Annotated in this window: 26 protein-coding genes and 1 riboswitch; of the genes, 13 read left to right on the top strand and 13 right to left on the bottom strand. The window is 70.0% G+C overall.

Annotation, left to right across the window (positions count from 1 at the left end; all coding sequences use genetic code 11):
• The 5 genes from QSK37_RS41725 to QSK37_RS41705 all read right to left on the bottom strand — a co-directional run bounded on the left by QSK37_RS41725 (position 1) and on the right by QSK37_RS41705 (position 4,468).
• Positions 1-639 carry a response regulator transcription factor gene (locus tag QSK37_RS41725; RefSeq protein WP_285632598.1) on the bottom strand — a complete coding sequence of 213 codons (639 nt, stop codon included), beginning with the start codon at positions 637-639 and terminating at the stop codon, positions 1-3.
• A 13-nt stretch (positions 640-652) separates the two neighbouring features.
• Positions 653-2,020: a sensor histidine kinase gene (locus tag QSK37_RS41720; RefSeq protein ID WP_285632596.1), complete on the bottom strand. Its 1,368-nt coding sequence runs from the start codon at positions 2,018-2,020 to the stop codon at positions 653-655.
• Positions 2,021-2,035: 15 nt separating this feature from the next.
• Entirely contained in the window at positions 2,036-2,824 is a 789-nt protein-coding gene (locus QSK37_RS41715) for a hypothetical protein (protein WP_285632593.1), read from the bottom strand.
• Positions 2,821-3,588: an ABC transporter ATP-binding protein gene (locus tag QSK37_RS41710; RefSeq protein WP_285632590.1), complete on the bottom strand. Its 768-nt coding sequence runs from the start codon at positions 3,586-3,588 to the stop codon at positions 2,821-2,823. The genes QSK37_RS41715 and QSK37_RS41710 overlap by 4 nt, the downstream gene beginning before the upstream one ends.
• A gap of 142 nt (positions 3,589-3,730) precedes the next feature.
• Complete coding sequence (locus QSK37_RS41705) at positions 3,731-4,468, bottom strand: DUF6221 family protein (protein ID WP_285632588.1); 738 nt, start codon at positions 4,466-4,468, stop codon at positions 3,731-3,733.
• Positions 4,469-4,619: 151 nt separating this feature from the next.
• On the opposite strand from QSK37_RS41705, the gene rox reads away from it, so the two are divergent.
• The 7 genes from rox (at position 4,620) to QSK37_RS41670 (ending at position 9,631) form a co-directional block, all read left to right on the top strand.
• A complete protein-coding gene (gene rox / locus QSK37_RS41700; protein ID WP_285632585.1) occupies positions 4,620-6,047 on the top strand; it encodes a rifampin monooxygenase in 1,428 nt (475 codons plus the stop codon).
• A 439-nt stretch (positions 6,048-6,486) separates the two neighbouring features.
• Positions 6,487-6,882: an ArsR/SmtB family transcription factor gene (locus QSK37_RS41695; protein ID WP_285632582.1), complete on the top strand. Its 396-nt coding sequence runs from the start codon at positions 6,487-6,489 to the stop codon at positions 6,880-6,882.
• Positions 6,815-7,297: an SRPBCC family protein gene (locus QSK37_RS41690; RefSeq protein ID WP_285632579.1), complete on the top strand. Its 483-nt coding sequence runs from the start codon at positions 6,815-6,817 to the stop codon at positions 7,295-7,297. Before QSK37_RS41695 ends, QSK37_RS41690 begins: the two co-directional genes overlap by 68 nt.
• Positions 7,284-7,856 carry a TIGR03086 family metal-binding protein gene (locus tag QSK37_RS41685; protein WP_285576594.1) on the top strand — a complete coding sequence of 191 codons (573 nt, stop codon included), beginning with the start codon at positions 7,284-7,286 and terminating at the stop codon, positions 7,854-7,856. The genes QSK37_RS41690 and QSK37_RS41685 overlap by 14 nt, the downstream gene beginning before the upstream one ends.
• Positions 7,857-8,068: 212 nt before the next feature.
• Positions 8,069-9,019 carry a hypothetical protein gene (locus QSK37_RS41680; protein WP_285632576.1) on the top strand — a complete coding sequence of 317 codons (951 nt, stop codon included), beginning with the start codon at positions 8,069-8,071 and terminating at the stop codon, positions 9,017-9,019.
• Positions 9,020-9,092: 73 nt separating this feature from the next.
• Positions 9,093-9,215 (top strand): hypothetical protein, encoded by a 123-nt coding sequence (locus QSK37_RS41675; protein WP_285632574.1) that lies wholly within the window; start codon positions 9,093-9,095, stop codon positions 9,213-9,215.
• Positions 9,216-9,418: 203 nt separating this feature from the next.
• Positions 9,419-9,631, top strand: coding sequence for a DinB family protein (locus tag QSK37_RS41670; protein ID WP_285632571.1), 213 nt, complete (start codon positions 9,419-9,421; stop codon positions 9,629-9,631).
• A 6-nt stretch (positions 9,632-9,637) separates the two neighbouring features.
• Here QSK37_RS41670 and QSK37_RS41665 read toward each other — a convergent pair whose 3' ends face one another.
• The 3 genes from QSK37_RS41665 to QSK37_RS41655 form a co-directional block, all read right to left on the bottom strand.
• Positions 9,638-9,787, bottom strand: coding sequence for a DUF397 domain-containing protein (locus QSK37_RS41665; RefSeq protein WP_285632569.1), 150 nt, complete (start codon positions 9,785-9,787; stop codon positions 9,638-9,640).
• Complete coding sequence (locus QSK37_RS41660; protein ID WP_285632567.1) at positions 9,784-10,602, bottom strand: helix-turn-helix domain-containing protein; 819 nt, start codon at positions 10,600-10,602, stop codon at positions 9,784-9,786. The genes QSK37_RS41665 and QSK37_RS41660 overlap by 4 nt, the downstream gene beginning before the upstream one ends.
• Before the next feature lie 137 nt (positions 10,603-10,739).
• Positions 10,740-12,131, bottom strand: a complete 1,392-nt coding sequence (locus tag QSK37_RS41655) for a serine/threonine-protein kinase (RefSeq protein WP_285632565.1) — start codon at positions 12,129-12,131, stop codon at positions 10,740-10,742.
• Between the two features lie 226 nt (positions 12,132-12,357).
• Between QSK37_RS41655 and QSK37_RS41650 the strand changes: the two genes are divergently transcribed.
• Entirely contained in the window at positions 12,358-12,789 is a 432-nt protein-coding gene (locus QSK37_RS41650; RefSeq protein ID WP_285632563.1) for a hypothetical protein, read from the top strand.
• A 27-nt stretch (positions 12,790-12,816) separates the two neighbouring features.
• Positions 12,817-14,046: a hypothetical protein gene (locus tag QSK37_RS41645; protein ID WP_285632561.1), complete on the top strand. Its 1,230-nt coding sequence runs from the start codon at positions 12,817-12,819 to the stop codon at positions 14,044-14,046.
• Between the two features lie 37 nt (positions 14,047-14,083).
• Here the strand turns inward: QSK37_RS41645 and QSK37_RS41640 are convergent, their stop codons facing one another.
• Genes QSK37_RS41640 through QSK37_RS41630 form a run of 3 tightly spaced genes read right to left on the bottom strand, consistent with a single transcriptional unit; the run spans position 14,084 to position 16,242 of the window.
• Positions 14,084-14,746: a pentapeptide repeat-containing protein gene (locus QSK37_RS41640; protein WP_285632559.1), complete on the bottom strand. Its 663-nt coding sequence runs from the start codon at positions 14,744-14,746 to the stop codon at positions 14,084-14,086.
• Between the two features lie 9 nt (positions 14,747-14,755).
• Positions 14,756-15,838: a DUF1648 domain-containing protein gene (locus QSK37_RS41635; RefSeq protein WP_285632557.1), complete on the bottom strand. Its 1,083-nt coding sequence runs from the start codon at positions 15,836-15,838 to the stop codon at positions 14,756-14,758.
• Positions 15,835-16,242 (bottom strand): GntR family transcriptional regulator, encoded by a 408-nt coding sequence (locus tag QSK37_RS41630; RefSeq protein ID WP_285632555.1) that lies wholly within the window; start codon positions 16,240-16,242, stop codon positions 15,835-15,837. The genes QSK37_RS41635 and QSK37_RS41630 overlap by 4 nt, the downstream gene beginning before the upstream one ends.
• A 98-nt stretch (positions 16,243-16,340) precedes the next feature.
• Here QSK37_RS41630 and QSK37_RS41625 point away from each other — a divergent pair, with 98 nt between their 5' ends.
• On the top strand, positions 16,341-17,300 hold the full coding sequence (locus QSK37_RS41625; protein WP_285632553.1) for a Gfo/Idh/MocA family protein: 960 nt from the start codon (positions 16,341-16,343) through the stop codon (positions 17,298-17,300).
• Positions 17,301-17,355: 55 nt separating this feature from the next.
• On the opposite strand, the gene QSK37_RS41620 is transcribed toward QSK37_RS41625, so the two are convergent.
• Positions 17,356-19,017: an APC family permease gene (locus tag QSK37_RS41620; protein WP_285632551.1), complete on the bottom strand. Its 1,662-nt coding sequence runs from the start codon at positions 19,015-19,017 to the stop codon at positions 17,356-17,358.
• 178 nt (positions 19,018-19,195) lie between these two features.
• Here QSK37_RS41620 and QSK37_RS41615 point away from each other — a divergent pair, with 178 nt between their 5' ends.
• Both QSK37_RS41615 and QSK37_RS41610 read left to right on the top strand, forming a co-directional pair.
• On the top strand, positions 19,196-19,774 hold the full coding sequence (locus QSK37_RS41615; protein ID WP_285632549.1) for a GNAT family N-acetyltransferase: 579 nt from the start codon (positions 19,196-19,198) through the stop codon (positions 19,772-19,774).
• Between the two features lie 227 nt (positions 19,775-20,001).
• Entirely contained in the window at positions 20,002-20,814 is an 813-nt protein-coding gene (locus QSK37_RS41610) for a spherulation-specific family 4 protein (protein ID WP_285632547.1), read from the top strand.
• 13 nt (positions 20,815-20,827) lie between these two features.
• On the opposite strand, the gene metH is transcribed toward QSK37_RS41610, so the two are convergent.
• A complete protein-coding gene (metH, locus tag QSK37_RS41605) occupies positions 20,828-24,466 on the bottom strand; it encodes a methionine synthase (protein ID WP_285632545.1) in 3,639 nt (1,212 codons plus the stop codon).
• Between the two features lie 17 nt (positions 24,467-24,483).
• A riboswitch (S-adenosyl-L-homocysteine riboswitch) is annotated at positions 24,484-24,561 on the bottom strand.
• Positions 24,562-24,695: 134 nt separating this feature from the next.
• On the opposite strand from metH, the gene QSK37_RS41600 reads away from it, so the two are divergent.
• Complete coding sequence (locus QSK37_RS41600; RefSeq protein WP_285632544.1) at positions 24,696-26,393, top strand: NAD-binding protein; 1,698 nt, start codon at positions 24,696-24,698, stop codon at positions 26,391-26,393.
• Positions 26,394-26,398 lie beyond the last annotated feature (5 nt).

The raw sequence follows: 26,398 nt of genomic DNA, 5'->3' as shown, positions 1-26,398 counted from the left end.
TCACGATCGGAGGTAGTGCAGGACCGCCAGCACCCGGCGATTGTCGCCCTGTGAGGGAGGGAGGTCGAGTTTGGTGAAGATGCCGGCCACATGCTTCTCCACCGATCCGGTGGAGATGACCAGGCTCTCGGCGATGCCGGCGTTGGATCGGCCCTCGGCCATCAGGGCGAGCACGTCGCGCTCGCGGAGGGTCAGCATGTCCAGGCCGGGCCGGCCGGTGCGGAGGAGCTGGCCGACGACCTCGGGATCGAGCGCGGTGCCGCCCGCGGCGACCCGGGCCAGCGCGTCGGTGAACTCGGCCACGTCGGCGACCCGGTCCTTCAGCAGGTAGCCCATCTTCGCGGCACCGCCCTCGAGCAGCCGGGCGGCGTACCTCGGCTCGATGTACTGGGAGAAGACCAGCACCCCGGTCGCCGGATGGTCGCGACGGATGTCGAGGGCCGCGCGCAGCCCTTCGTCGGTGTGGGTGGGCGGCATTCGGATGTCCACCACCGCGACGTCGGGACCGTGCTCGGCCACCGCGGTGAGCAGCGCCTCGCCGTCCGCCACGGCGGCGCACACCCGATGGCCACGGTCGGCGAGCAGCCGGATGAGGCCCTCCCGCATCATCGCGGCGTCTTCGGCGATCACGACACGCATGTTCCGGATGCTTTCACGCGTGCGGCGGCAGCCGGATGCTGACGCGGGTCGGCCCGCCGGGTGGGCTGGCGATGTCGATGTGGCCGTCGACGGTACCGACTCGATGGGCGAGTCCGGACAGGCCGGTGCCGCGGGCCGGGTCGGCCCCGCCGACGCCGTCGTCGGTCACGGTGAGCAGCAGCCACCCGCTCGGTTCGGCCACGTGGATCGTGATCGTGTCGGCGTGGCTGTGCTTGACGGCGTTCGCGAGCAGCTCGGCGGCGCAGAAGTAGGCGATCGTCTCGATCGCGGGTGTGGGCCGGCGGGGAATCTCGCTGGTCACCTCGACCGGGATGGCGCTGCCGAGGGCGAGTGTTGCCAGCGCGTCGGGCAGGCCGGTGTCGAGTATCGGCGGGTGGATGCCCTTGACGAGGTCGCGCAGCTCGCCGAGGGCGTCTTTGGCGCCCTGGTGGGCGGCGTCGACCAGCTCGCGGATCTGGGCGAGCTGGCCGAGGTCGTCGTCGCCGAGCTTCTCCTTGGCCAGGCCGAGGTTCATCGCGAGCGCGGCCAGCCGGGCCTGCGCGCCGTCGTGCAGGTCGCGTTCGAGCCGGCGCACCAACGCGGCGGAGTCGTCCACCGCCTGGGCCCGGGTCTGCTCCAGGTCACGGACCCGCTGCATGAGCCTGCCGGGGCCGAGCAGGGTGCGGATCAGCCACCGGTCCGCCAGCACGACCGCCCTGCTCACCCAGGGCGCGACCAACAGCGACGCGGCGCCCGCGGCGAAGACGAGGAGCGTCCCCGGGTACGTGGCGACGTGGAACGGACCGCTCCGGAGCGGGGTCAGGAACGGGACCGGACTCAGGTGGACCTCGGGCCGGTGGTTGCGGAACAGCCCCCACCAGAACGGGTAGCTCAGGTTGACCAACCCGGTGACCCAGTACTCCACGGCGTACAGCCCCAGCAACGCGACCGGCACTCTCAGCAGCAGGTACGCCACGGCGCGCCAGCCGGCGCCGTCGCGGAGCCTCGCGGCCGGCCGGCCGAGAACGCCCCGGCCGGGACGGAACGACGGTGGCTCCGCGACCCGCTCGCCGAGCAGCCGAGCCGCCAGCTGGCGCTGGAACGAGCCGAGCCGTCGCGCGACGCGGGTCGCCAGAAGAAGCAGCACCAGCGCACCGGCGGCCAGGCCGGCGAAGGAGACGTTCTCCGGCTTGGCCGGGCCGGGCGCGAGCAGTCCCATGACGATGAGGAACGCGAGGGCCGCGACCGGCACGGCGATGCCGGTCGTCGCCGAGACGACGAGGTATGACAGCTCGGCCCGTGCACGGCGAGTGAACGGCGCCGTCGCGAACGCGGTGAGCGTTCTCCTGAGACTCGGCGGGTCCGCGGCCATCGCGTTCATCCGTTCATCCTCCGCTCAGGCGTCCCGGCGGACCAGCAGCCATGCGCCGGCCCCCAGCACGACGGCGGCGTACAGGCAGAGCACGGCGAGCCCGGACCACGGCGACAGGATGTGATGTCGTGCGTCGCCCTGCGGCTGAACCGCGCCGAGCGAGCTCCCCACGATCGTGATCGGAACATATCCGATCACCGGCCGGGCGATCATGACGATGAACTGCGCCACCACGAACACCCCGCCGACGAGCACGGCGATGGCGGCGGCGGTGTGCCGGACGATGGCGCCGATGCCGAGACCGAGCAGCCCGATCAGGCACAGTCCCACACCGGTCAGCACGACCGCTCGCAGCACCCCCGGCTGGCCGAGTGAAGGGGGCGGCACCCTGGCCGGCAGGGCGGCCCCGCCGGCCAGGAACGCGAGGAACGCCCCGGCCTCTCCGACCGCCAGCACCGAGCCCCCGTACACCGCCGTCTTCGCGGCCAGCAGCAGCCGCCGGTTCGGTACCGCGGCGAGTGTGGACCTGATCGCGCCGGAGGAGTACTCACCGGTCATGACGAGCACACCCAGGACGCCGATCGTGAGCATCCCGGGGATCACGCCGGCGAGCGCGTTGTTCGTCAGGTCGCCGGACGCGTTCTTGGTGTTGGCTCCCACGACGACGGCCATGCCGACCGCGCCGGCGAAGGTGATCGCCAGGGTCCACCACGTCGAGCGCAGGCTCCACAGCTTGGTCCACTCCATCCGCGCCACATGCCTGAACCGGTAGTGCCCGGCCGGTGCACGTGACTCCCACGTGGCGGTGGTCATGACATCCCTCCTCGTCTCGGTGCGCCGAGATCGCCACCCTGGACCGCTGGGTCGCCTCGATACTCGGCGCTGTCACGGGTCAGCTCGAAGAACGCGTCCTCCAGCGAGGTCGACCGGGCGGACAGCTCGGCGACCGACGTGTCCGCGAGCAGCCGCCCTCGGCCGATCACCACGAGATGCTCGGCGGTCAGCGCGATCTCGCTGATCAGATGGCTGGAGACGAAGACCGTACGGCCTTCGGCGGCCAGGCCCCTCATCAGATCGCGGATCCAGCGGATCCCCTCGGGGTCCAGCCCGTTGACCGGTTCGTCGAACAGCAGTACGCCCGGGTCGCCGAGCAGCGCCGCGGCGACGCCGAGCCGCTGGGCCATGCCGAGGGAGAACGCCCCCGCTCTTCTCCGCCCGACGTCGGCGAGCCCGACGGCGCCGAGAACCTCCTCCACCCGGCGGTCCGGGACACCGTTACCCCTCGCCAGCGCCCGCAGGTGGGATCGGGCGGACCGGCCGGGATGAAACGCCCTGGCTTCGAGCAGGGCCCCGACCTCGCGCAGCGGCCAGCCCAGCTCGCGGTACCGGCGCCCGCCGATCCGCACGTCTCCGGCGTCCGGCTCGTCCAGGCCCAAGATCATGCGCATCGTGGTGGACTTCCCCGAACCGTTCGGGCCGAGAAATCCGGTCACGACACCAGGCCGTACCTCGAATTCCAGCCGGTCAACGGCGACCGTGGATCCATAGCGTTTGGTCAAACCACGAGCCTCGATCACAAAACCTCCCCATGTCGGCCATGGGCGCCACGCTATGAATTCCAAGGCGCCGTGGGGAACGAGGCGATCGCCCGACTTCATCCGGGGGTTTTCCCCCACCACACATCGATCCGCCGGTCACGGAGTCCGAGTGGTCGGGTGGTCAGTAATAGTCGCGCGCCCGAGAGCCTTTGAGGAGCCGGAAATCGCGGAGGGACGTCTCACCGTCATCGGTCGTGCCGATCTTCGCGGTGAGCTGACACCCTTCCAGTTCGTTCTCCGCTCTGCCGACCTCTGCCGCGATGGACGCGGCGGGTACGCGTAGCTCGCGTACCTCTTCCCCGGGGATTACGGGGAGACGGACCATGGCATCGCCGTCGGCCACGGACCACACGTAGACCTTGACGCGCTCACGCATCCGCCCCCACTCGGCCCGGTAGTCGGGATGTTCCGCGTAGGGCAGCGCGAGCAGGCGAAGGACGTCCTCGGCCCAACCGGCGCGCCCCTGCTCCCGTCCTCCTCGTGAGGCGTCGAAGAGTTCCAGGATCCGGCGTTTGGCCTCGATCTCACTGGTCACGCGGGCGGGATCGTGACGGGCGATGTGGTCCGCGGTCCAGGTGGCGACGGCGGAGGACAACGCCAGGACGTGATGCGGCGAGAGCCCGGGTTCCGAGCGTATCGGGTACTTGTTAACGCTCCGAAGCTCGACTCCCCGGTGGTAGTCGTCCGGGTGACCCACACCGACGTGGATGGGTCTTCCGGTACGGCCGGCCACCCAATGCCACCTCTCTTCAGCTGACGCGTCGTAGTCGCTCGGCCGGCTCCGGTAGTCGGCCGCGAGTCGCGCGGCGCGATCGTCCTCATCGAACCGGGCGCGCAGAAAGGTCAGTAGGTCATGCATCGCCGCCTCCTGTCATTCGCCGGCCCCACGGCAAAAAAATGCAGGGAGTGCGCGCACTCCCTGCATTTTCAATCTATAGCGCACCCGGGGGCTTGCGGCAAGACCCGGGTCGTGCCGCAAAATCGTCGGCCGGAACGCAATTGGGGGATTCATGATCGACGTCATCGTGGTCGGTAGCGGGCCGACCGGCCTGATGCTGGCCGGGGAGCTGCGGCTGCACAGCGTGCACGTGCTCGTGCTGGAGAAGGACCTGGAACCGACCCGGCAGGTACGCGCGCTCGGCCTGCACGCCCGCAGCGTCGAGATCATGGACCAGCGCGGTCTGCTGGAACGGTTCCTCGCGCACGGGCGGCGGCACCCGCTCCGCGGATACTTCGCCGGCATCGACAAACCCGCGCCCGAACGCCTGGACACCACCCAGCCCTACACGTTCGGCATCCCGCAGCCCGCCACCGTACGCCTGCTGACCGAGCACGCCGTCGAGGCCGGCGCCGAGTTCCGGCGCGGCCGCGAACTGACCGGCCTGAGTCAGGACGAAGACGGGGTGACCGCCGAGCTGGCCGACGGCACGCGGCTGCGCTCGCGCTACCTCGTCGGCTGCGACGGCGGCCGCAGCACGGTGCGCAAGCTGCTCGGCGTCGGGTTCCCCGGCGAGCCCACCACGGTCGAGACGCTGCTGGGCGAGATGGAGGTGGGCGTGCCGCCGGAGACGGTGGCCGCCGTGGTGGCCGAGGTCCGCAAGACCCACCGGGGGTTCGGCCTCGGGACCTCCGGGAACGGCCTGTACCGCGTCGTCGTGCCCGCCGAGGGGGTGGCCGAGGACCGTACGGTCCCGCCGGCCCTCGACGAGTTCAAGCGGCGGCTGCGGGTGTTCGCCGGCACCGACTTCGGCGTGCACTCGCCGCGCTGGACGTCCCGGTTCGGCGACGCCACCCGGCAGGCCGAGCGCTACCGGGCCGGCCGCGTGCTGCTGGCCGGCGACGCGGCGCACGTCCATCCGCCGATCGGCGGGCAGGGCCTCAACCTCGGCCTCCAGGACGCGTTCAACCTCGGCTGGAAGCTGGCCGCCGAGGTCCGCGGCTGGGCGCCCGAAGGCCTGCTGGACAGCTACCACGCCGAACGGCACCCGGTGGCGGCCGACGTGCTGAACACCACCCGCGCGCAGACCCTGCTGCTGTCCCCCGAGCCGGGCCCCCAGGCCGTACGCCGGCTGCTGGCGGAACTCATGGAGTTCGAGGAGGCGCACCGGTACGTGCTCGAGAAGATCATCGCCGTCGGGGTCCGCTACGACTTCGGCGAAGGGCACGAACTGCTCGGCCGGCGGATGCGGGACGTACCGCTGAAACGAGGACGCCTGTACGAGCTGACGCGCGGCGGCCGTGGGCTCCTGCTCGACCAGACCGGCCGGCTCTCGGTCGCCGGCTGGGAGGACCGGGTCGACCACGTCGTCGACGTCAGCGAGGAACTCGACGTGCCCGCGGCCCTGCTGCGGCCGGACGGCCACGTCGCCTGGGTCGGCGAGGACCAGGCCGAGCTGCTGGACCGGCTGCCCCGGTGGTTCGGCGCGCCCGCCGCCTGAGCGGGCCAGGCCGTCCCGGCCAGCACCGTCCGGGCGAACACGGGGACCACCGTGTCGTTCAGGAACGGCCTGTTCCCGGTCGTCGTACGGCCGTGGACGGCGCGCGAGACGATCCGCACTCGCGGGAACACCGCGCGGATCAACCGTCACTCAGCAGGTCGCAGGCGCTCAGGGCGGTTGCGGTCAGGTTGACGTGCGGTGCCGGCGGCGGGTGGGGCGCACGGTCACCTCCGGCGCCGCGAACGTCGCGTGCTGCGCCACGACGATGCTGCTCGGAAGGGGAGGAAGTCGCCCGGCTCCCGGCGCGCCATTTCCCGCACCGGGAGTCGCCGATGCGCGCACGAGGCGACGGTTACCGACCGCCTTTCAACCACCTGGTTGACGAGCGGCGGCCTACGGTCTACGGTCCTTTCAACCATCGAGTTGAAACTGGGAGAGCATGACCACGGACACGCTGTCGCGGGTCTTCGCCGCCCTCGCGGATCCGACCCGGCGCGACATGGTGGCCCGGCTGTCGGAGGGCGACGCGACCGTGAGCCAGTTGGCCGAGCCGTACCGGATGACGCTGCAGGCCGTCTACAAACACCTGCGGGTGCTCGAGGACGCCGGGCTCGTCAGCCGACCGCCGGGGCGGCAGCCGCGGCCGGTGCGCCTGGAGGTCCAGGCCCTCGACTCGATGGACAGCTGGATCGAACGCCACCGGAGCCGCGTCGAGCAGCGCTACCGCCGCCTCGACGCCGTTCTGGTGGAGATGAGAGGAGACGAACATGGCCGGCATCAAGGAGGCCACCATCGAAGCGGACCCGAGGCTGCCGGTGATCCGGACGACTCGTGACTTCGCGGCAACGCCCGAGCAGCTGGTGCGCGCCCACACCGATCCGGTGTTGTTCGCCCGGTGGGTGGGCCCCGACGCCACGAGCACCCGGGTCGAGCACTGGGACGCGCGTACCGGCGGCAGCTGGCGGTACGTCTCGGCGCACGACGGCGTGGAGTACGGGTTCCACGGCTGCTTCCACGAGGTACGGCCGGACCGCATCGTGCAGACCTTCACGTTCGACGGCGATCCCGACGGAGTCGCGCTGGAGACGTTGTGGTTCGAGGACCTCGGCGACGGCCGTACCCGGCTGCGGGCGCAGTCGCTGGTCGACAGCTTCGAAAGTCGCGACGCATGGCTGCGCAGCGGTATGGAGCTCGGCGTCAACGAGGGTTACGCCAAGCTGGAGAGGATGATCGCCGATGGCGCTGTCTGACCGTCCGGCCGAGCGACACCTTCAGGTCGCCGGGCTGTTCACCGCCCGGGTCCGCGGCACCCGGTCCTGGGACGCGCCCTCTCCGGTCGCCGGCTGGACCGCCCGCGACGTCGTGCGTCACCTGACCGAATGGCTCCCCGGGTTTCTCGCCTCCGGCGCCGGCCTCGAACTGCCCCACGGACCGTCGGTGGACGAGGACCCGATCGCCGCGTGGCAGGTGCACTGCGACGGCGTGCAGGCGGTGCTGGACGATCCGGAGACGGCGCACCGGGAGCTCACCAACCCGCACATCGGCGCCCTGCCGCTGGCGACCGCGATCGACCGGTCCTACACCGCCGACGTGTTCATGCACACCTGGGACCTGTCCCGGGCCACCGGCCAGGACGACCGGTTGGACCAGGACTTCTGCGCGCAGCTTCTCGGCGGCATGGAACAGATGGAGGAGGCCCTCCGCGCCTCCGGCCAGTACGGCACCCGGGTCGAGGTGCCCGCCGACGCGGACCCTCAGACCAGGCTGCTGGGGTTCATCGGCCGGGACCCGTCCTGGCCGGGGCGGTGAGCCGTTCGATCTTCTCGCCCTCCCGCCCCGTTTGATCACGCTCGTCGAATGAGCGATCATCCGCGTTGTCGCCATTTCACGCACCACTGTCGCCATTTCGCGCACCACGCTTCAATCCGGCCCACCGGTGGATATCGTTGAACGGCCGGGAAGGGAAGGACGCGGGTTATGCCGGGGGCACGCTGGACAGATGTGCGAAATAATTTGTTGCGATGACCGGTAACTTCGAGCGTCGTTTCGCCGACGGCCTGGCACGTAAGCTGTCCGCTCTCGCGAATGCGTTGACTCGCAGGGGCCTTTTTCCGCGAAACACGGCCGCACGCGTGTTCTATGTCCTCGCGGCCGTCGGGGTGGTTGTGACCGCCCTCAGCGCGCTCCCGGGCAAGAAGCCGGACCCGAACTACGTCCCAACATGCAATGGCGTGGTGATGGCTCGCACGGATCAATGCAGCATTATGGATTTCAATGGCAACGGCAGTGGACTGTTCACGTACGACGAGATGGTCGCGAGACACAACGATTCGGTACGCACAGCGAATCGGCATGCTGCCATCACATCGATGGTGGCCGCACCGCTGACAGTGATCTTCGGCGCACTGTCCTTCGTCGTGGCGACCCGGGAACGTCGCCGGAGACGTAAAGGCTCGCCGGCCACCGCGGCCGACAACGCCACGCCCACTCCGCCACCGCTTGAACAGGATCCGTTCGCCCTACTCGCGCGAGAGCGGGGGTGGGTTCTCGGCCCACCATCGGCCCAGATGCCTACCGGGCAGGCCGAACTCGGTACTCCGGTCGGCACCGTGACCGGAAGGCTGGGCGAATGGCCGATCGCGGTCCAGCGTTACACGCGCTGGACCCAGATCACGGTGAGCCTTCCGGTGCGGGATCTACCCAAGGTGCGGATCGCCATCGACCATGCCTCCGGCCAGGCGCGATACGTTCATGAGGCCGCCTTCGGCGAGGAACTGATGACGCCGCGGGTGCGCGATACCGCGAGACAGGCGAACATCACCGAGTTCAGTGTGGTCGGCAGGGTGCTCACGCTGAGCCGGCGGGAGGTGCTGACCGCTCCCGGTGTCGACACCGCGGTACAAGCCCTTACCGCGCTTGCCACAGCCCTTCCCAGCGACGTACTCAGGCGGCGCGGCCAGCCGGTGATGTGACCGCGCCGCGGAGAACGCGGAGGCCGCCGCCCTGCGCAACGCCGCCGCCCGGGGCACGTCGTCGATCCCCTTCATGCCCGGCGCCGCCGGGCAGGGCTCGGAGAAGAAGAACCGTGAGCGCGTGGTCTGGGTGTACGAGGACAAGGATGCCTGGGGCGCGGAAGACGGCGACATCGCTCCCCCACTCATCGAGTGACGCGATCAGCGGATGGCCGCCGGGGGCGAATCTCCTCCGGAGCCCGCCGTGTTCACTCCTCGATCGTGATGCCCAGAGCCGCCGCGAACGTCTGCACGAGGCCCTGGCGTCGGCGGCCTGTACGGTCACGTCGCGCAGGCTCTCGACGCCGCTCAGCCTCCACAGGTCGCAGCCGGAGAACACCGCACCGCCCCGTCAGCTCCATGCACACTTGGAATCTGTCCCGGGCCACCGGCCAGGACGACTGGTTGGACCAGGACTTCTGCGCGCAGCTCCTCGGCGGCATGGAACAGATGGAGGAGGCCCTCCGCGCCTCCGGCCAGTACGGCACCCGGGTCGAGGTGCCCGCCGACGCGGACCCTCAGGCCAGGCTGCTGGGGTTCATCGGCCGGGACCCGTCCTGGCCGGGCCGGTGAGCCGACCTACTTGGAGTCGGTCGCCCGAACCGCGGCGACCTCCACGCACTGACCACCCGTGTTACCGCTGCGGCTACTCTTACGCCAGACCGTGACCTGAACGCACTGACCGCCTGTGGTGCCGCTTCTGCTGCTCTTACGCCACTGGTCACTCATAGGCTCTCCAACGTCGTGCGGAGCAATTTCAGGGTTTGGTCGGCGGACAGCGCCGCTCCCCTGATCAAGTCGTAGCGTAGCGCGTACTCGCGAACGATCGGTGCGTCGGTTATGAACTGACCGCCTATGTGCTCGACGTATACGAGGTCAGGGCCGTCTTCGAAACCCAGAATCGTGAACGCTCCCATTAGCCCGGCGTAGGAGCCCACGCTTTCCGGAACGACCTGGAGCGTGATGTTGTGTCGTTCTGCCAGATCGATGAGGTGCTCGATCTGCGCCTTCATCACGCTGCGGCCACCGAGCATCCGCCGAAGAGCCATCTCCTCGAAGATCGCGACGATGCGCGGCGGATGCTTCCGGTCAAGAATCTTCTGTCGTTCCACACGCTTGCCGACGAGTTGCTCGGCCTCCTCGCGATCGCGACCGGCCTTCATCACCTCGTAGGCATACTCCGGCGTCTGGAAGAGTCCCGTGATGATGCCGGGCTCGAAGACGTGCATGGTCGATGCTTCCGCTTCACGGGCGACGAACTCAGAGAAGCCTCGTGGCAGTACGGCGAGGTGGCGGGTCTCGTTGATGAGCTTCCAGAGGCGGAGGAACACGCCGTTGGTCTCGAAGAGCGTGTCGAGGTCCTCGGCGAGCTGCTTCGACGGAAGATTCTTGGCCGCTTCGACCTGTCCGATGAGCTGAGGGGTATATCCGAGACGCTCGGCGAGCTCGATCTTGGACATTCCGGCCTGCATGCGCCAGGCCGTTAATTCGCCGGCGAAAGCGAGGATGGCAGGGAACTCGTACGGCTCTTTCTGCGCGACCATGGCGGGCCTCCGGGGGGTTCGACCTGGGGCGATCGCCACCAAGAATAACCACATCGGCGCACCGGAAGCGAAATGACCAAGAAAAGCGCTGCACAGATCCGCGCAAATAGGAATTTCCCGTTACCGGGTCATTCTTTTCAACTGAAGCAGTACCAGCTGTAGGGATTGTCGACATCGGTGAATGACGACGACGCGTTCGGGTCACCGTACTGGTACCGGCACACGGCGTTCGTGTCGATGTCGGTGTCCTCACCCTTCGGCGTGTGGCAGTGCCAGCCGTAGACGCTGTTGGCGGTCAGCACGAGATCGCCTTGGCCGACGTGCCGGCACCAGGCCTGGAGGTCCAGGCTCCCGAGGCGGCTGGAGGATGGAGTCGGCGATGGCGGGCTCGAAGACGGTGAACTCGGGGTCATGGACGCGCCCGATGCGTTGGCCGCGTGTCTCCCGTCGCCGCTGTCATAGAACATCAGGATGAACGCCAGCAGCACGCCCACGAGCACGACCGCTCCGGCGCCGATCGCGGTCGGGGCGTTGGACCGCCGCCCGGCGGACCGACCAGGCGCCTGTTCCTCCGGGGCGTCGACCGGCGAGCGGCCGTCGTCGTGCGGGAGGAAGACGAGGGTGGACGGAGCTTTCGGATCCTTGATGAAGCGGGCGACCTCGGCACGCTGAGCCGCGATCAGCTGATGGATCGGCTCGGGCCACGGCTGAAGGGACGGGGCGATACGGCCGACCGACTCCAGTAGCCGGGCGGGCGTCGGCCGGTCGGCCGGGTCCTTGGCGAGACAGGGCCCGATGATCGCCCGCAACCGGCCGGAGATCGACGAGAGATCGGCCTGCGAGTGGACGATCCTGTAGAGCGTCTGCGCCGCCGTCGGCGCGGCGAACGGGCTGGCGCCGGTGCAGGCCATGACCAGTACACAGCCGAGAGAGAAGATGTCGCCGGCCGGCGTGAGCGGCCGGCTCTCGGCCTGCTCCGGGGACATGTAGGAGGGCGTGCCGACCAGCCACCCGGTATGCGTGAGCTGAGTGCCGCCGGGTTCGTCGGCCGCCCGCGCGATGCCGAAGTCGATCACCCTGACGCCGTCGCCGGTGAGCAGGACGTTGGGCGGCTTGAGATCCCGGTGCATGAGACCGGCTCGGTGAACGTCGGCCAGGGCGGCGGCCATGCCCGCGGCCAGACGCAGCGTCGACGCCTCGGGAAGCGGACCGACCGCCTCGATCGCCTCAAGCAGCGAGGGCCCCACCACGAACTCCGACGCCAGCCACGGGACCTGTGCGTCCGGGTCCGCGTCGATCACCGCCGCCGTGTACCCACCGGAGACCCTGCGCGAGGCCGCGACCTCGCGCCGGAACCTGGCGCGGAATCCGTCATCCTCGGCGAACTGGGCGCGCACCTGTTTCACGGCGACCAGCCGGCCGTCCGGCGAACTGCCGAGGAACACCCGGCCCATGCCACCCCGGCCCAGTTCGGCGAGGATCCGGTAGGACCCGATCGATGCCGGATCGGACGTCTCCAAGGGCCTCACGGTGACTCCTCAACGGCGGTGTCCGCGGTGACGTCATCGACCAGCGCGGATGCAGACATCAGTGTTCTTATGCTAGCGGCGCGTACACGGATCGGCGGTATCACCGCAGGCCGGAGATCGTGCACATTTTGGCGGGTATCGGTGCGTGCACTGGCGATACGGATCACGACCTGCGACCTAGGCTGTCAGCCGACTAATGCCCGATGAAATCGCGGGGAGGCCCTACATGGGGACGTCCGACGAACCTAAAGCACAGCACGGCCTGCCGAGCAACAACCTGTACGACCGCTGGCCCGGGGCGCAACCACCCTTGGATTTCGAACACAAGGTAAGTCTCAGCATCACCCACAACGAGGTACTCGATCTAACGCGAGATCTCGCCAAATACCTCGAAGAATTCGTTACCGGAAAAGACGAGGCGCACCAGCACCTCAAACAAACGACGAACATCAGTAGCAACGAGGTCGGCGGCTGGGAGGCCGGCCAGGACTTCTACAACACCATGACGCAGGCCAACACCTCGATAACCAACGCCCACACGACGTTCATCGATACCTACAAGGCCGTCCTCAACAGGCTGCTCCAGTCAACGACCACCTACGCGGACGCCGAAGAGAGCGCGAAGCAGAGCGTGCTCGACATCCTAAAGAAAATCTGAGACGACCCACCGCTCCGGAGATACAGGATGAGCGATTATCTAACCTTCGATCTGAAGGTGAAAAAAGAGCCCACGGACGACTCGGACCTCTGGGATTCGACCTCCATCTATAATTTCGCCAGCCAGACCCGGCCGGACAAGGTGGAAAGAGTCGGCCAGGCGTACACGAAGGCCGCCGGCAGCTACGACAGAATCGCCTCTTTCATTAAGAGGATCGCCGGCAAGATCCACGACGAGTGGAGTGACGGGTCGGGATCCGTCCTCGCGCAGCGTCAACTCGCACAGCTCTACCAGGCCGCGCAGGCGATAAGCCAGGCGTGCGACACGGTCGGCAAGCCCATCGAGCATCACGGCAAGGTGACCTTGGCCGACTTCAAGAAACAAATCGTGCATGGGCCGCACGGAGAGGCCAACGCATATAAAAGCGGTAAGACCAGTTCCGAGCATGAGGAGCCGCACGGCTGGGGCGACTCAGGGCCCCAGGTCATTCCGAAGTTCGATCCGAACCACGACAAGAAGCTGGGCGCCCAGCACCTCCTGAGCGAGCACGTGAAGAAGACGCAGGGCACGTACGCCTCCATCCCCGGCCAGCTCTTCGTCGACCTGCCGCCGGCCACCAAGACCACCCCGCCGCCCAAGACGAAGAACCCGCCGCCCGACGGTGACGGTGACGGCACCGGCACCACCCTCAGCGGATCCGGGCTCCCCGCCGGTTCCACCAGCGCCGGCCTGCCGACCGGCTACGACCCGGCCGGCTACGACCCGACCCGCTCGCCGGGCACCGGTGCGGCGGCCGGCCCCGGCTCCGGCCAGGGGACCGACCTGTCCGGGCTGGGCCAGACCGCGAGTCCCGGCGTCTCCCCCACGGGCGGCACCGACCTGGCGAGCGGCACCCCGTACACGCCCAGCCCGTATGCCGAGAACCCGTACACGGGCAGCCCGTACACACCCGGCCCGTACGTGGCCGGCCCGTCCGGTTCACTGCCGCACCAGGGTTCCGCCGGGAGTTCGCCCACCGGAGCGAACCCGTCCATCATGCGCAGCGGCCGGTCCGACGGCCTTCCCACCGCCGCGGAGAACGCGGAGGCCGCCGCCGTGCGCGACGCCGCCGCCCGGGGAACATCGCCGATCCCCTTCATGCCCGCCGCCGGGCCTGACTCGAAGAAGAAGGACCGTGACCGCGTGGTCTGGGCGTACGAGGACAAGGAGGCCTGGGGCGCGGAAGACGGCGATATCGCTCCCCCGCTCATCGAGTGACGCCGCGATCGGCGCGCGCGGCGGATGCCCGCCGGGTTCATTCCTCGATCGTGATGCCCAGGGCCGCCGCCAAAGTGTGCACGAGGCCCTGCGCGTCGGCGGCCTGTACGGTCGCGCCGCGCAGGCTCTCGACACCGCTCAGCCCCCACAGGTCGCAGCCGGAGAACACCGCGCCGCCCGTCATCACGGCCTGGCTGAACCGCACCCCCTCCATGCGGCAGTCCTCGAACCGGCAGCCGGTGAACTCCGCGTTCTGGAAATCGACCTCGGTGAGGTTGCAGTCGCGGAAGACGACGTGCCGGAACCGGCTCATCCGGAACCGCGCGAGGTCGGCCCGGCAGCCCTCGAAGACCACGTCGCGGAACGAGCAGCCGCCCCACGTCGCGCCGGTCAGGCGGCAGCGTTCGAACCGGGCCGCGGCCACCACGCCGTCGCTGACGCCGATGTTCGCCAGGTCGCAGCCGAGGAACTCGGCGTCGGACAGGCTCGCGCGCGGCAGGACGGCGCCGGCGAGCCGTACGGCGTCGAACCGGCAGCGTTCGACGTCGAGCCCGTCCGCGCGGTCGCCCGCCGCCACTCCCCCGGTGACCTCGGCGGACAGGAGGATCTCCTCGTCGGCGAGCGAGGACAACCGGACCGGGACGAGGTCGGCGGGGAGTTTCGGCGGCGCGGGCCGGCGTACGGCACGTGGGGTGGGCACCGGTCGAACCTACCGGCCCGCGAGCACCCCGATCAGCGCCATGACGAGGAGCAGCCCGCATATCACCCAGGTGGCGGGCCGGGCCATGTTGAGCGTCCAGCCGATCCCGAACCGCTTGGGCACGAGCACCGCCGGGTCGTCCGGGTTGTAGTAGAAGATCCCCAGCCGGTAGAGACGGTCGTCCTCCCGGTTGACCGTTCGGGCGCGCCCGGCGGCCGAGCCAGCGAGACGCAGGCGGCTGCCGCCCTGCCCGAAGCGGATCGCCACGACCAGCACGGCGGCGGCGCCGAGGACGCCCGGGACGACGTTCAGCGCGGTGACGACGGACGCCGGCGGGCTGGTCAGCTGCCAGTTCGCCAGCGAGCCGAAGAGGAACGTGACGCCCGTGCAGGCCGCCAGGACGAGCAGCGCCCGGGTGGTCGCCGCGACGAACCGGCGGTGCCGCGGGGCCGCCTGCGGGTCCTCCGCGTCGAGTTGCGCGCGGCTGTGCAGCGCGGCGCCCGCGACCGCCAGCAGCAGGATGGTCGACGCGACCTGCGTGACCACCGGCCCGAACGCCGAGACGAACGACTTGGCGGCGTAGCGGTCCGGCCGCCCGGCCGGGCCGAAGTGCATCGCGAGGCGCGCGGGCATGTCCGGGTACGCCACGATGCCGATGATCACCGTGGCGAGCGCCAGCACGACCGCGGGCACGGCCCAGGGCCAGGGATAGCGTTCCGGCTCGGTGCGCAGCGAGGTGTCGGCGACCGCGACCTGCCGCCGCCCGCCGAACCAGTGCTCCGCCGCCTTGACCTCGGCGATCCGGCGGCGGGCGTAGAGGTAGCAGAACACGCCGACGGCGAGCTCGACGCCGACGGCCGCCAGGCCGGCCCACGGGCGGCCCGCGAGCAGGGTGCCCGCCACCGCGAGGACCGCCACGACGCCGGTCACCGCGCGGTAGCGGCGCCGCTGCGCGACGACGACCGGCGCGTCGGCGCGGTCACGCGGCACGCGGACGCCGAACGGGATGGTCGGCGGCACAAGAGAGGGCATCAGCCACTTCATGACGCCGACGAGCACGACGGGTATCACGGTGACGACGGCAGGACTCATGACCGGCTCCCTGCATCCGATCCGGCGCGGAAACCATCGAGGATCGCCTGGCAGCGGCGTTCGATCTCGGCCTCGGACAGGCCCTGGGCGACGGCCTCGGCGAGCAGCGTGCGCGCCCGCGCCTCCCACTCGTCCGCGACGCCCTCACCGGGCGGCCCGGTGGCGGGGTCGCGGACGACGATCGCACCCGTACGCCGGGCGAGCCGGATGAACCCCTCGTGGCGGAGCCGGTCGTACGCCTTGTTGACCGTGTGCATGTTGATCCCGAGGTCGGCGGCGAGCTGCCGGGTCGTGGGCAGCGAGTCGCCGGCGCGCAGCTCGCCCCCGGCGATCGCCTCGACGACGCGGTCGCGGAGCTGCTGGTACAGCGGTACGTCACTGTCCGTCTCAACGAGCAGGATCATGCGGTCACCCTCGATGTATTGCTCTATAGCAACTAGAACATTGAATCACGACGACGCCGCACCCACAAACCCGCATTTCCCTCGTACGATGTCCGATCGTGACGATTCAATGGGGAATCCTGGGCACCGGCGGGATCGCGCGCACGTTCACCGAGGATCTGCTCCATCTCGGGCATGAGGTGGCGGCGGTCGGTTCACGCGCCGCGCACACGGCCGAGGCGTTCGCGGAGCGCTACGACGTCGCGCGGGCGTACGGATCGTACGCCGAGCTCGCCGCCGACGCGAAGGTCGACGTCGTCTACGTCGCGACGACGCACAACACGCACCACTCCGCCGCCCGTACGTGCCTGGAGGCGGGCCGCGCGGTGCTCGTGGAGAAGCCGTTCACCACGACGGCGGCCGACGCGCAGGACCTCGTCGCCCTGGCGCGCGAGCGGAACCTGTTCGCGATGGAGGCGATGTGGACGCGGTTCAACCCGCTCATCGCCCGGGTGCGCACGCTGGTCGCCGACGGCGCGATCGGCGAGGTGAAGGCGGTGTACGCCGACTTCTCGGAGAACTTCCCGTTCGACGCCGGGCACCGGCTGTGGGCGCCGGACCTGGCGGGTGGCGCCCTGCTCGACCTGGGCGTGTACCCGGTGTCGTTCGCGTGGATGCTGCTCGGCGAGCCGGCCACCGTACAGGCGGTGACCACGCCCGCGCCGACCGGCGTGGACTCCAACACCGGCATCCTGTTCGGCTACGACTCGGGCGCGGTGGCCCTGCTGCACTGCGGTTTCCTCGCGAGGACCCCGCAGACCGCGACGATCACCGGCACGACGGGCTGGATCGAGGTGGCCGGCCCGTTCTGGCACCCGGACGCGATGACCCTGCACCGCGACGGCGCGGAACCGGAGACGTTCCGCCTGGATGTCGACGGACACGGCTACACGTACCAGGCGGAAGAGGTCGCCCGCTGCGTCGAGGCCGGCCACACCGAGTCCCCGCTGATGCCGCTGGACGAGACCGTCGCCATCCTCCGCACCCTCGACACGATCACCGAACGCCTCAACGCGTAACCGGCACGAGCCCCGCTCTCACCGGAGAACGGGGCTCGTGCCGAGAGCGGGGAGCTCAGTCTGCGAGTGCGGGTTCGCTGTCCACCTCGTCGTGCGGCAGTTCGGCGATGATCGCGCGTACACGCTCGCCGGGCAGCCGTACCTTGACCGCGATGATGTAGATCACCACGCTCCAGACGGCGTTCACGGCGAAGCCCATCACGAGGCCCTTGAAGACGCCACGGCCACCGTCGTAGTCACCCAGATAGCTGATCAGCGCGATGCCGGCCAGCCACGGGAGGACCCACGACGCGCCGGCCTTCCATTCCATCTTGTGCTTGAGCTGGCCGGTCGCCGCGAAGATCGCCATCATGACGTACCCGAACAGGACGATGACGAAGAACTTCCAGTTGGTGTTCCAGCCGGTCCAGTAGATGATCAGGTTCGCGGAGAAGAAGGCCAGCAGCGGGATCGTGTCGCCGCCCCAGAGCCGGAACGGACGATGCTCGTCGGGCAGCTGACGGCGTAGCGCCGCGTGCGCCAGCGGTCCGGAGCCGAACGACATGACCGTCGCCGAGGTGACGAGGCCGACGAGCTGCTGCCAGCTCGGGAACGGCAGCAGCATGATCGCCGCGACGACGAACGTGATGATCAATGACACCCACGGCACGCCACGCCTGCTCAGCTTGCCGATGCCGGCGGGCGCGGCGCCGTTGCGCGCCATCGTGTAGCCCAGCCGCGAGGTGACGGCGGAGTAGATCAGGCCGGTGTCGCCCGGGGAGACCACGGCGTCGACGTACAGGACGGTGGCCAGCCAGCCCAGGCCGATCGCCGTGGAGACCGCGGCTAGCGGGCCGAAGTCGTTCGTGAACGACAGCTTCGACCAGCCGTGCGCCAGGTCGCCTCCGGAAAGCGCGCCGATGAAGGCGATCTGCAGGAGCACGTAGATGGCCATGCAGAGGACGACGGAGCCGATCACCGCGAATGGAACGTTCCGTCGGGGGTTGTCGCTTTCCCCGGCCAGTTCGATGGCCTGCCGGAAACCCAGATAGGAGAACGTGATGCCCGACGTGGAGATCGCGGTCAGCATGGCCTTGCCGCCGGCCGGGGCGAACCCGTGATCGGAGAAGTTCGCGGCGTGGAACGCGGTGACCAGGAACGCCACCACGACCACCATGATCACGATGAGCTTCCACCAGACCAGCACGTTGTTGATCTGGGCGAAGAACCGCACTCCGATCGCGTTGATGACGCAGAAGGCCGCGAGCAGCAGGAGAGCCGCCCCGATGCCGACCGGCGTCAGCGTGTGCACCGGCTCACCGTGGACCATGTGCTTGTCGGTGAAGTGGTACCACTTGGTGGCGTACTGCAGCACGCCGGTCGTCTCGATCGCCGGTACGACGGCCGCGGCGACCCAGGTGATCCAGCCCATCGAATAACTGGCGAAGCCGCCGAAGGCGTACATCGGGAAGCGGACGACACCCCCGGTGACCGGGAACATGGTGCCGAGCTCGGAGAACGACAGGCCGATGAACACGATCATCAGGCCGGCGATCGCCCAGGAGAAGATGGCGGCGGGGCCGGCGATGATGCTGGCGTTCATCGCACCGAACAGCCAGCCCGAACCGATGATCGAACCGACGCCGGTGAAGAGCAGGCCGACACGTCCGATGTCGCGGCGAAGATGCCTGCTCTCCTCGCCGCCGGGCGCTCGTGAAGTATCCGTGGCCGCGGTCATACAGCTCCTCTCTGCCGGGCCGCACCCCGAGAAAGGCCCCGTAGCGCACGGCCTCGCGCAAATCACGTACTGCCCAAAAAAATGGACAGTACTTATACGACGTTCCGGCACGTTACTCCTCGTGGTCACCGGAATGGCAAGTCTCGCGGGCTTCGAGCGATGGCGACATGATGGGCGCATGCCTGATCTCGTGGAACCCGCGGTGCCGGCCGGGCGGATGGGCGGCCGGTCGCAGCCGTCGCTGTCCGTGGACGAACTGACGATCCGCCCCTGGACCGCGGCGGACGTGCCGGTTCTCGTCGCGGCGTACGCCGAGGCGGACATCCAGAGGTGGCACGCCCGGTCCCTGACCGAGGACGAGGCCCGGGAATGGGTTGCGCGCTGGGCGGACCGGTGGGCGCGGGAGACCGGCGCCGACTGGGCGGTCGCCGACGGGGACACCATACTCGGGCGCGTCGGGGTCCGCCGGCTCTACCTCTCCGAGGGGTTCGGTGAGGCGGCGTACTGGGTGCTGCCCGCGGCGCGCGGTCGTGGCGTCGCCGGCCGGGCGCTGACGGCCGTGACCGACTGGATGTTCGCCCTCGGCCTGAACCGCCTGGAACTGGCGCACTCGACCCTCAACCGCGCGTCGTGCCGGGTCGCGGAGAAGGCCGGTTACGCGTACGAGGGCACGATGCGCGGGCGCACCCGGCACGCCGACGGGTACCACGACATGCACCTGCACGGCCGCCTCCGCGCGCCGAGCACGACCACCTGAGCCGAGCGACCGTCACGCGAGGTGCGCGGCCGGCCGTTCCGCGGCCTGCGGCAGCCACCTCCACCGCGCGTGCTCGAATCTGCTCGAAAGTGCCGGTTGACACGCGCGAAAACGCAACCGATTCTGAGGGCACCCGCCCCCGGAAGGTGATCAGCGTGTCGAGGAACCGGTCACGGAGCAGAGCGTTACCACCGGTAGGAGCCGTCCGCGCGTGCGTCGCCGCCGCGTTGCTGGTCCTCGGCCTGACGGCCGCGATGGCTCCGGCGCGGGCGTCGGCCGGTGTGCAGCACCTCGCCGTCCCGGCGTACTTCGATCCGGGCGGCGGCCCCGGCAGCACGTACTGGACCCGGCTCGCCCAGGGCGCTCCGGCGGTCGGGATCTCGGTCGCCAATCCCGGCAACGGCCCGGGCACCGCGTTCGACCAGAGCTACGCGAACGCCATCCGCGCCGCCGCGCAGGCCGGTGTCAGGGTCATCGGCTACGTCGACACCGGATACTTCGGCACCACCGGCCGTACGACGCGCGGCGGTCAGACGTCCACCTCGGCGTGGACGGCCCAGGTCGAAGGCGACGTGGACACCTGGTACCGATGGTACGGCGGCTACGGCCTCGCGGGCATCTTCTTCGACGACGCCCAGAACGTCTGCGGCACCGGCAACGCGTACGTCAACCTGTACATCGCGGTCGGCTCGTACACGAAGCAGCGCCACGCCGGGGCCCTCACCGTGGACAACCCCGGCGCCGCCGCCGACCAGTGCTACTCATCGGCGGCGGACGTCCTGGTGATGTTCGAGGGCACGTACGCCGCCTACACCTCCTGGTCGGCCCCGTCGTGGGAGCTGAGCTCCGCCGACCCGAACAGGTTCTGGCACCTGGTGTACGCCACGTCGACGCAGGCCGCCATGGAGAACGCGGTCGCCCTCAGCAAGCAGCGCAACGCCGGGTACCTCTACGTCACCGACGACGACCTGCCGAACCCCTGGGACACCCTGCCGGCCGGCGCCTACTGGAGCGACGAGCTCTCCCGTACGGGCGCGTGAGCCGGGGAACCGGTCAGGACTCGTCGGGGTCGTAGGCGAGGTTGGGGCGCAGCCAGCGTTCGACCTCGGCGAGGTCCATGCCGCGGCGGCGGGCGTAGTCCTCGATCTGGTCGCGGTCCAGCCGGCCGACGGTGAAGTACCGCGCCGACGGGTGGGCGAAGATCAGGCCGCTGACGGCCGCCGCCGGGGTCATCGCGTACGACTCCGTGAGGTTCAGGCCGGCGTCGGTGGCGTGCAGGAGCTCGAACAGTTCGCGCTTCTCGCTGTGATCCGGGCTCGCCGGGTAGCCGAGGGCCGGGCGGATGCCGCGGAAACGCTCGGCGTGCAGGTCCTCCAGCGCCGGCTCGGCGTCCGGCTCGAACCACTCGCGGCGCGCCTTCAGGTGAAGCCACTCCGCGAACGCCTCGGCGAGACGGTCGGCGAGCGCCTTGACCATGATCGACCGATAGTCGTCCTGCTCGGCCTCGTACCCGGCGGCGAGCTTGTCGGCGCCGTGCACGGCCACCGCGAAGCCGCCGAGGTGGTCCCCGGACGGGGCCACGTAGTCGGCGAGGGACCGGTTCGGCCGGCCCTCCGGCTTGGCGGTCTGCTGGCGCAGCATCGGCAGGCGCACCGTGCCGTCGGCGCCCGCGTCCACCACGATGTCGTCGCCGTCGGCGTGCGCGGGCCAGAACGCGTACACGCCCTCCGGCCGCAGCGAACCGGCCGCGATGATCTCGTCGAGCATGGCGTTCGCGTCGTCGTACAGCTCGCGCGCCACCGGCTGGTCCAGGATCGCCGGGAACTTGCCCTTCAGCTCCCAGGCCAGGAAGAAGAACTGCCAGTCGATCATCTCGCGCAGCTCGGCGAGCTCCGGCCGTACGGTGCGCAGGCCGGTGAAGGCGGGAGTCGGCAGGTCGTCGAAGGAGACCTGCTCGCGGTTCGCGCGGGCCTCGTCCACGGTGAGCAGCGGGCGCTGCTTCCGGCCGGCGTGCTGCTCGCGCAGCCGCTCCTGCTCCTCGCGGTTGGAGACGGCGAGCGCCTCGGAGCGCTCCGGGTCGAGCAGGTCCGACAGCACGCCGACGACGCGCGAGGCGTCCAGCACGTGGACGGTGGTGGCCTCGTACGCCGGGGCGATCCGCACCGCCGTGTGCTGCCGCGAGGTCGTCGCGCCGCCGATCATCAGCGGGAGCTTCAGGCCGCGGCGCTGCATCTCGTTCGCGACGCCGACCATCTCGTCCAGCGACGGGGTGATCAGCCCGGACAGGCCGACCGCGTCGGCGCCCTCGGCCACCGCCGTGTCGAGGATCTTGGCGGCCGGGACCATGACGCCCAGGTCGATGACCTCGTAGTTGTTGCAGCCGAGGACGACGCCGACGATGTTCTTGCCGATGTCGTGCACGTCGCCCTTGACCGTGGCCATGACGACCTTGCCGTTGCCGCGGCTGGTGTCGAGACGGCCCTCCCGGCGGGCCTGTTCCTTCTCCTCCTCCATGAACGGCTCGAGGTAGGCGACCGACCGCTTCATCACGCGGGCGCTCTTGACCACCTGCGGCAGGAACATCTTCCCGGAGCCGAACAGGTCACCGACGACCTTCATGCCGTCCATGAGCGGACCCTCGATCACGTCGAGGGGACGCGCGGCCTTCTGCCGGGCCTCTTCGGTGTCGTCCTCGATGTAGTCGACGATGCCGTGCACGAGCGCGTGCGACAGCCGCTCCTCGACCGTGCCCTCGCGCCAGGACAGGTCGACGGCGCGCTGCGTGCCCTTGCCGCTGACCGTACCGGCGAAGGTGACCAGCCGGTCCGTCGCGTCATCACGCCGGTCGAAGATCACGTCCTCGACGAGTTCGAGCAGGTCGGCCGGGATGTCCTGGTACACCGCGAGCTGCCCGGCGTTGACGATGCCCATGTCCAGCCCGGCGCGTACGGCGTGGAACAGGAACGCCGAGTGCATCGCCTCGCGGACGACGTCGTTGCCCCGGAAGGAGAACGACAGGTTGGAGATGCCGCCGCTGGTACGGGCGCCGGGGCAGCGCTCCTTGATCAGCGGCAGCGCGTCGATGAACGCCTTGGCGTACCCGTTGTGCTCGGCGATGCCGGTGGCGACGGCCAGGACGTTCGGGTCGAAGATGATGTCCTCGGGCGCGAAGCCCGCCTTCTGCGTGAGCAGGTCGTACGCGCGGCCGCAGATCGCCACCTTGCGCTCGGTGGTGTCGGCCTGTCCCTGCTCGTCGAAGGCCATGACGACGACGCCGGCGCCGTAGTCGCGGATCCGGCGGGCCTGCTCCAGGAAGAGCTCCTCGCCCTCCTTGAGGCTGATGGAGTTGACCACGCCCTTGCCCTGCACGCACCGCAGCCCGGCCTCCAGCACGCTCCACCGCGAGCTGTCGACCATGATCGGGATGCGCGCGACCTCGGGCTCGGTCGCGATGAGGTTGAGGAACGTCGTCATGGCCTGCTCGCTGTCGAGCAGGTCGGCGTCCATGTTCACGTCGAGGAGGTTCGCGCCGCCGCGCACCTGCTCCAGCGCCACGTCGACGGCGGCCTGGTAGTCGTCGGCCTCGATCAGCCGCCGGAAGCGGGCCGAGCCGGTGACGTTGGTGCGCTCGCCGATCATGACGAAGCCGGTGTCCGGGCAGATCGCGAACGGCTCCAGGCCGCTGAACCGCGTGCCCGGCGTGAGCTCGGGAACCTCGCGGGGCGCCACGCCCTTCACCGCGTCCGCGATCAGCCCGATGTGCGCCGGGCTCGTGCCGCAGCAGCCGCCGACGATGTTGACCTGCCCGGCGGCGGCGAACTCGCCGACCAGCCGCGCGGTCTCCTCCGGGGTCTGGTCGTACTCGCCGAACGCGTTGGGCAGGCCGGCGTTCGGGTGGCAGGCGGTGTAGGTGCCGGCCAGGCCGGACAGCTCCGCGACGTACGGGCGCATCTCCGCGGCGCCCAGCGAGCAGTTCACGCCGACGACGAGCGGCTCGGCGTGCTCGATCGAGCTCCAGAACGCCTCGACGGTCTGGCCGGACAGGGTGCGCCCGCTCTGGTCGACGATCGTCACCGAGATCCACAGCGGCAGGTCCGGGGCGACCTCGCGGGCCGCGGCGATCGCGGCCTTCGCGTTGAGCGTGTCGAAGATCGTCTCGACGAGGAGCAGGTCGACGCCGCCCTCGGCGAGCGCCGCCATCTGCTCGGCGTACGCGGCGCGGACGTCGTCGAAGGAGACCGCGCGGTACGCCGGGTCGTCGACGCGGGGCGACAGCGACAGCGTGACGTTCAGCGGGCCGACCGAGCCGGCGACGAAGCGTCCGCCGGCCTCGTCGGCGGCCTGGCGGGCGAGGCGTGCGCCCGCGAGGTTCATCTCGCGCACGTACTCCTGGAGGCCGTAGTCGGCCTGGCCGATGCTCGTCGCGGTGAACGTGTTGGTCGTCGTGATGTCCGCGCCCGCCGCGAGGTACTGGCGGTGCACGTCGAGGATGACGTCCGGACGGGTGAGGTTGAGCAGGTCCGGGTCGCCGGTGACATCGCGCGGGTGGTCGGTGAAACGGTCGCCGCGGTAGTCCTCGGGGCTGAGCTTGGCGCCCTGGAGCATCGTGCCCCAGGCCCCGTCGAGCACCACGACGCGTTCGGCGAGCAGCTGTTTGAGAGCACTCGTGGTCTGGCGTTCGTCTTTGTCCACTGGTCCACCCCCCGTTGTGTCGGGAGGCGCCCTTCGCGATCGTGGTGCAGGCCGAGCGTGGCGGGCCTCGGCCCGTTGCAGCGCCTCTCGGTCTGGTCTCCAACGGTACCCAAGAGTGGCTTGGAGTCCAACGCGGACCAACGGCGAAGATCATCGTACGTAGAACGGCCGCCCCCCAGTACCTCCAACGGCACATGGGACCTCGCCGGACGGAGCATAGGATCACGGCGTGCCGACAGTCCCCCGACGACGCAGCGCCATGCGCGGACACCTCGTCGTCTGCGGCGACACGCCGCTGGCCTTCCGGCTGGCCGACGAGCTGACCACGCGTTACCTGCAGGACGTCACCGTCATCCTGCCGTCGAAGAAACGCAACCACGGCCCGCAGATCGCCCGCCTTCCCCGCGTGAAGGTGCACGAGGCGCTCGAACTGAACGACGAGGCGTTCCGCGACGTCAACGCGGACCTGGCGCGGGCGGTCGCGCTCGTCGGCAACAGCGAGGTCGGCAACATCCACGCGGCGTTGCGCGTGCAGGAGCTCAACCCCGGCGCCCGGCTCGTCATCCGGATGTCGAACACCTCGCTGGGCGCGCGGATCCGCACGCTGTTCAACGACTGCGCGGTGCTGTCGGACGGCGCGATGGCGGCGCCGTCGTTCGTGGCCGCCGCGCTCGGCGACCCGGCACCCAGCCACGTACGCGTCGCCGGCCGCACGCTGTACGTCGCCCGCCGCAGCGACCGGCCGAAGACCATCATCTGCGGGCTGGCCGACACGCGACGGTCCGAGGGCAACCCGCGGCTGCTGCCGGACCCGCACGAGACCGCCAACCTCGTCCTCGCGGTCGCCGACAAGACCCCGCGTGACCCGCTCAGCGCGCACCGGCCGCATCACCGGCCGTACGCCTTCCTCGCGCGTAACCTGCGGCTCGTCCTCAACCGCCGGCTGATGCAGGTGGTGCTCGTCCTCCTGGCCGTCATCGTGCTCGGCACGCTGGCGCTGGCCCTGTCCGGCGGGTCCTCGTTCAGCGAGTCGCTCTATCTCGTCCTGCTCGACCTGGCCGGGGCCGCCAACCCCGACACGTCGCTCGGCGGGGCGGCCAAGGCGACCCAGGTGATCGTCACACTGGCGAGCCTGGCCCTGGTGCCCGCGATCACCGCCGCGGTCGTCGACGCGCTCGTGCGCGCCCGGCTCGCCGGGCCGCTCGCGCTGAGCGAGCCGATCAGCGGGCACGTCGTGGTCGTCGGCTTGGGCGGCGTCGGCGTACGCGTGGTCGCGCAGCTGAACGACCTCGGCGTGCCCGTCGTCTGCGTGGAGATGAACGAGGACGCCGTCGGGGTGCCGCTGGCACGCCGCGAGAAGCTGCCGATCGTGTTCGGCGACGCGACGCGCAAGGAGACACTGCGCAGCGCGTGGGTCAGCACGTGCCGCGCGGTCGTGACCGTCACCAGCGACGACATCACCAACCTGGAGGCGGGCCTGAGCTCGCGCGACCTGAAGGACAACGTACGGGTCGTGCTGCGGCTGTTCGACGACGACCTGGCCGGGCGGGTCCACCGCAACTTCCACATCCCGGTGTCGCGCAGCGTGTCGTTCCTGGCCGCGCCCGCGTTCGCGGCGGCCATGATGGAACGCCAGATCATCGGCACCATCCCGGTCGGGCGCAAGGTGATGCTCATCGCCGACGTGCCCATCGCCCAGGGCTCGGCGCTGGAGGGCCGCCCGCTGAGCGAGGCCAACCAGCGGGGAGAGTCACGGGTGCTCGCGGTCGGGCGCCGCGGCGGGCAGCATTTCGACTGGGAGCCGCAGGACGGGTATCTGCTGGTCCGCGGCGACCGCCTGATCGTGCTGGCGACACGAGGGGGCATCGGGAGCGTACGGGCGCGGAGCATCGCCCCCGTACCGGAGGCGCCCTGGCAGCCGGGATGACGTCC

Origin of the sequence: Actinoallomurus iriomotensis (genome assembly GCF_030269445.1) — a bacterium.
GTDB lineage: Bacteria > Actinomycetota > Actinomycetes > Streptosporangiales > Streptosporangiaceae > Actinoallomurus > Actinoallomurus iriomotensis.
The sequence above is the reverse complement of the archived record's forward strand: the minus strand, read 5'-3'. Positions and strand labels throughout refer to the sequence as shown.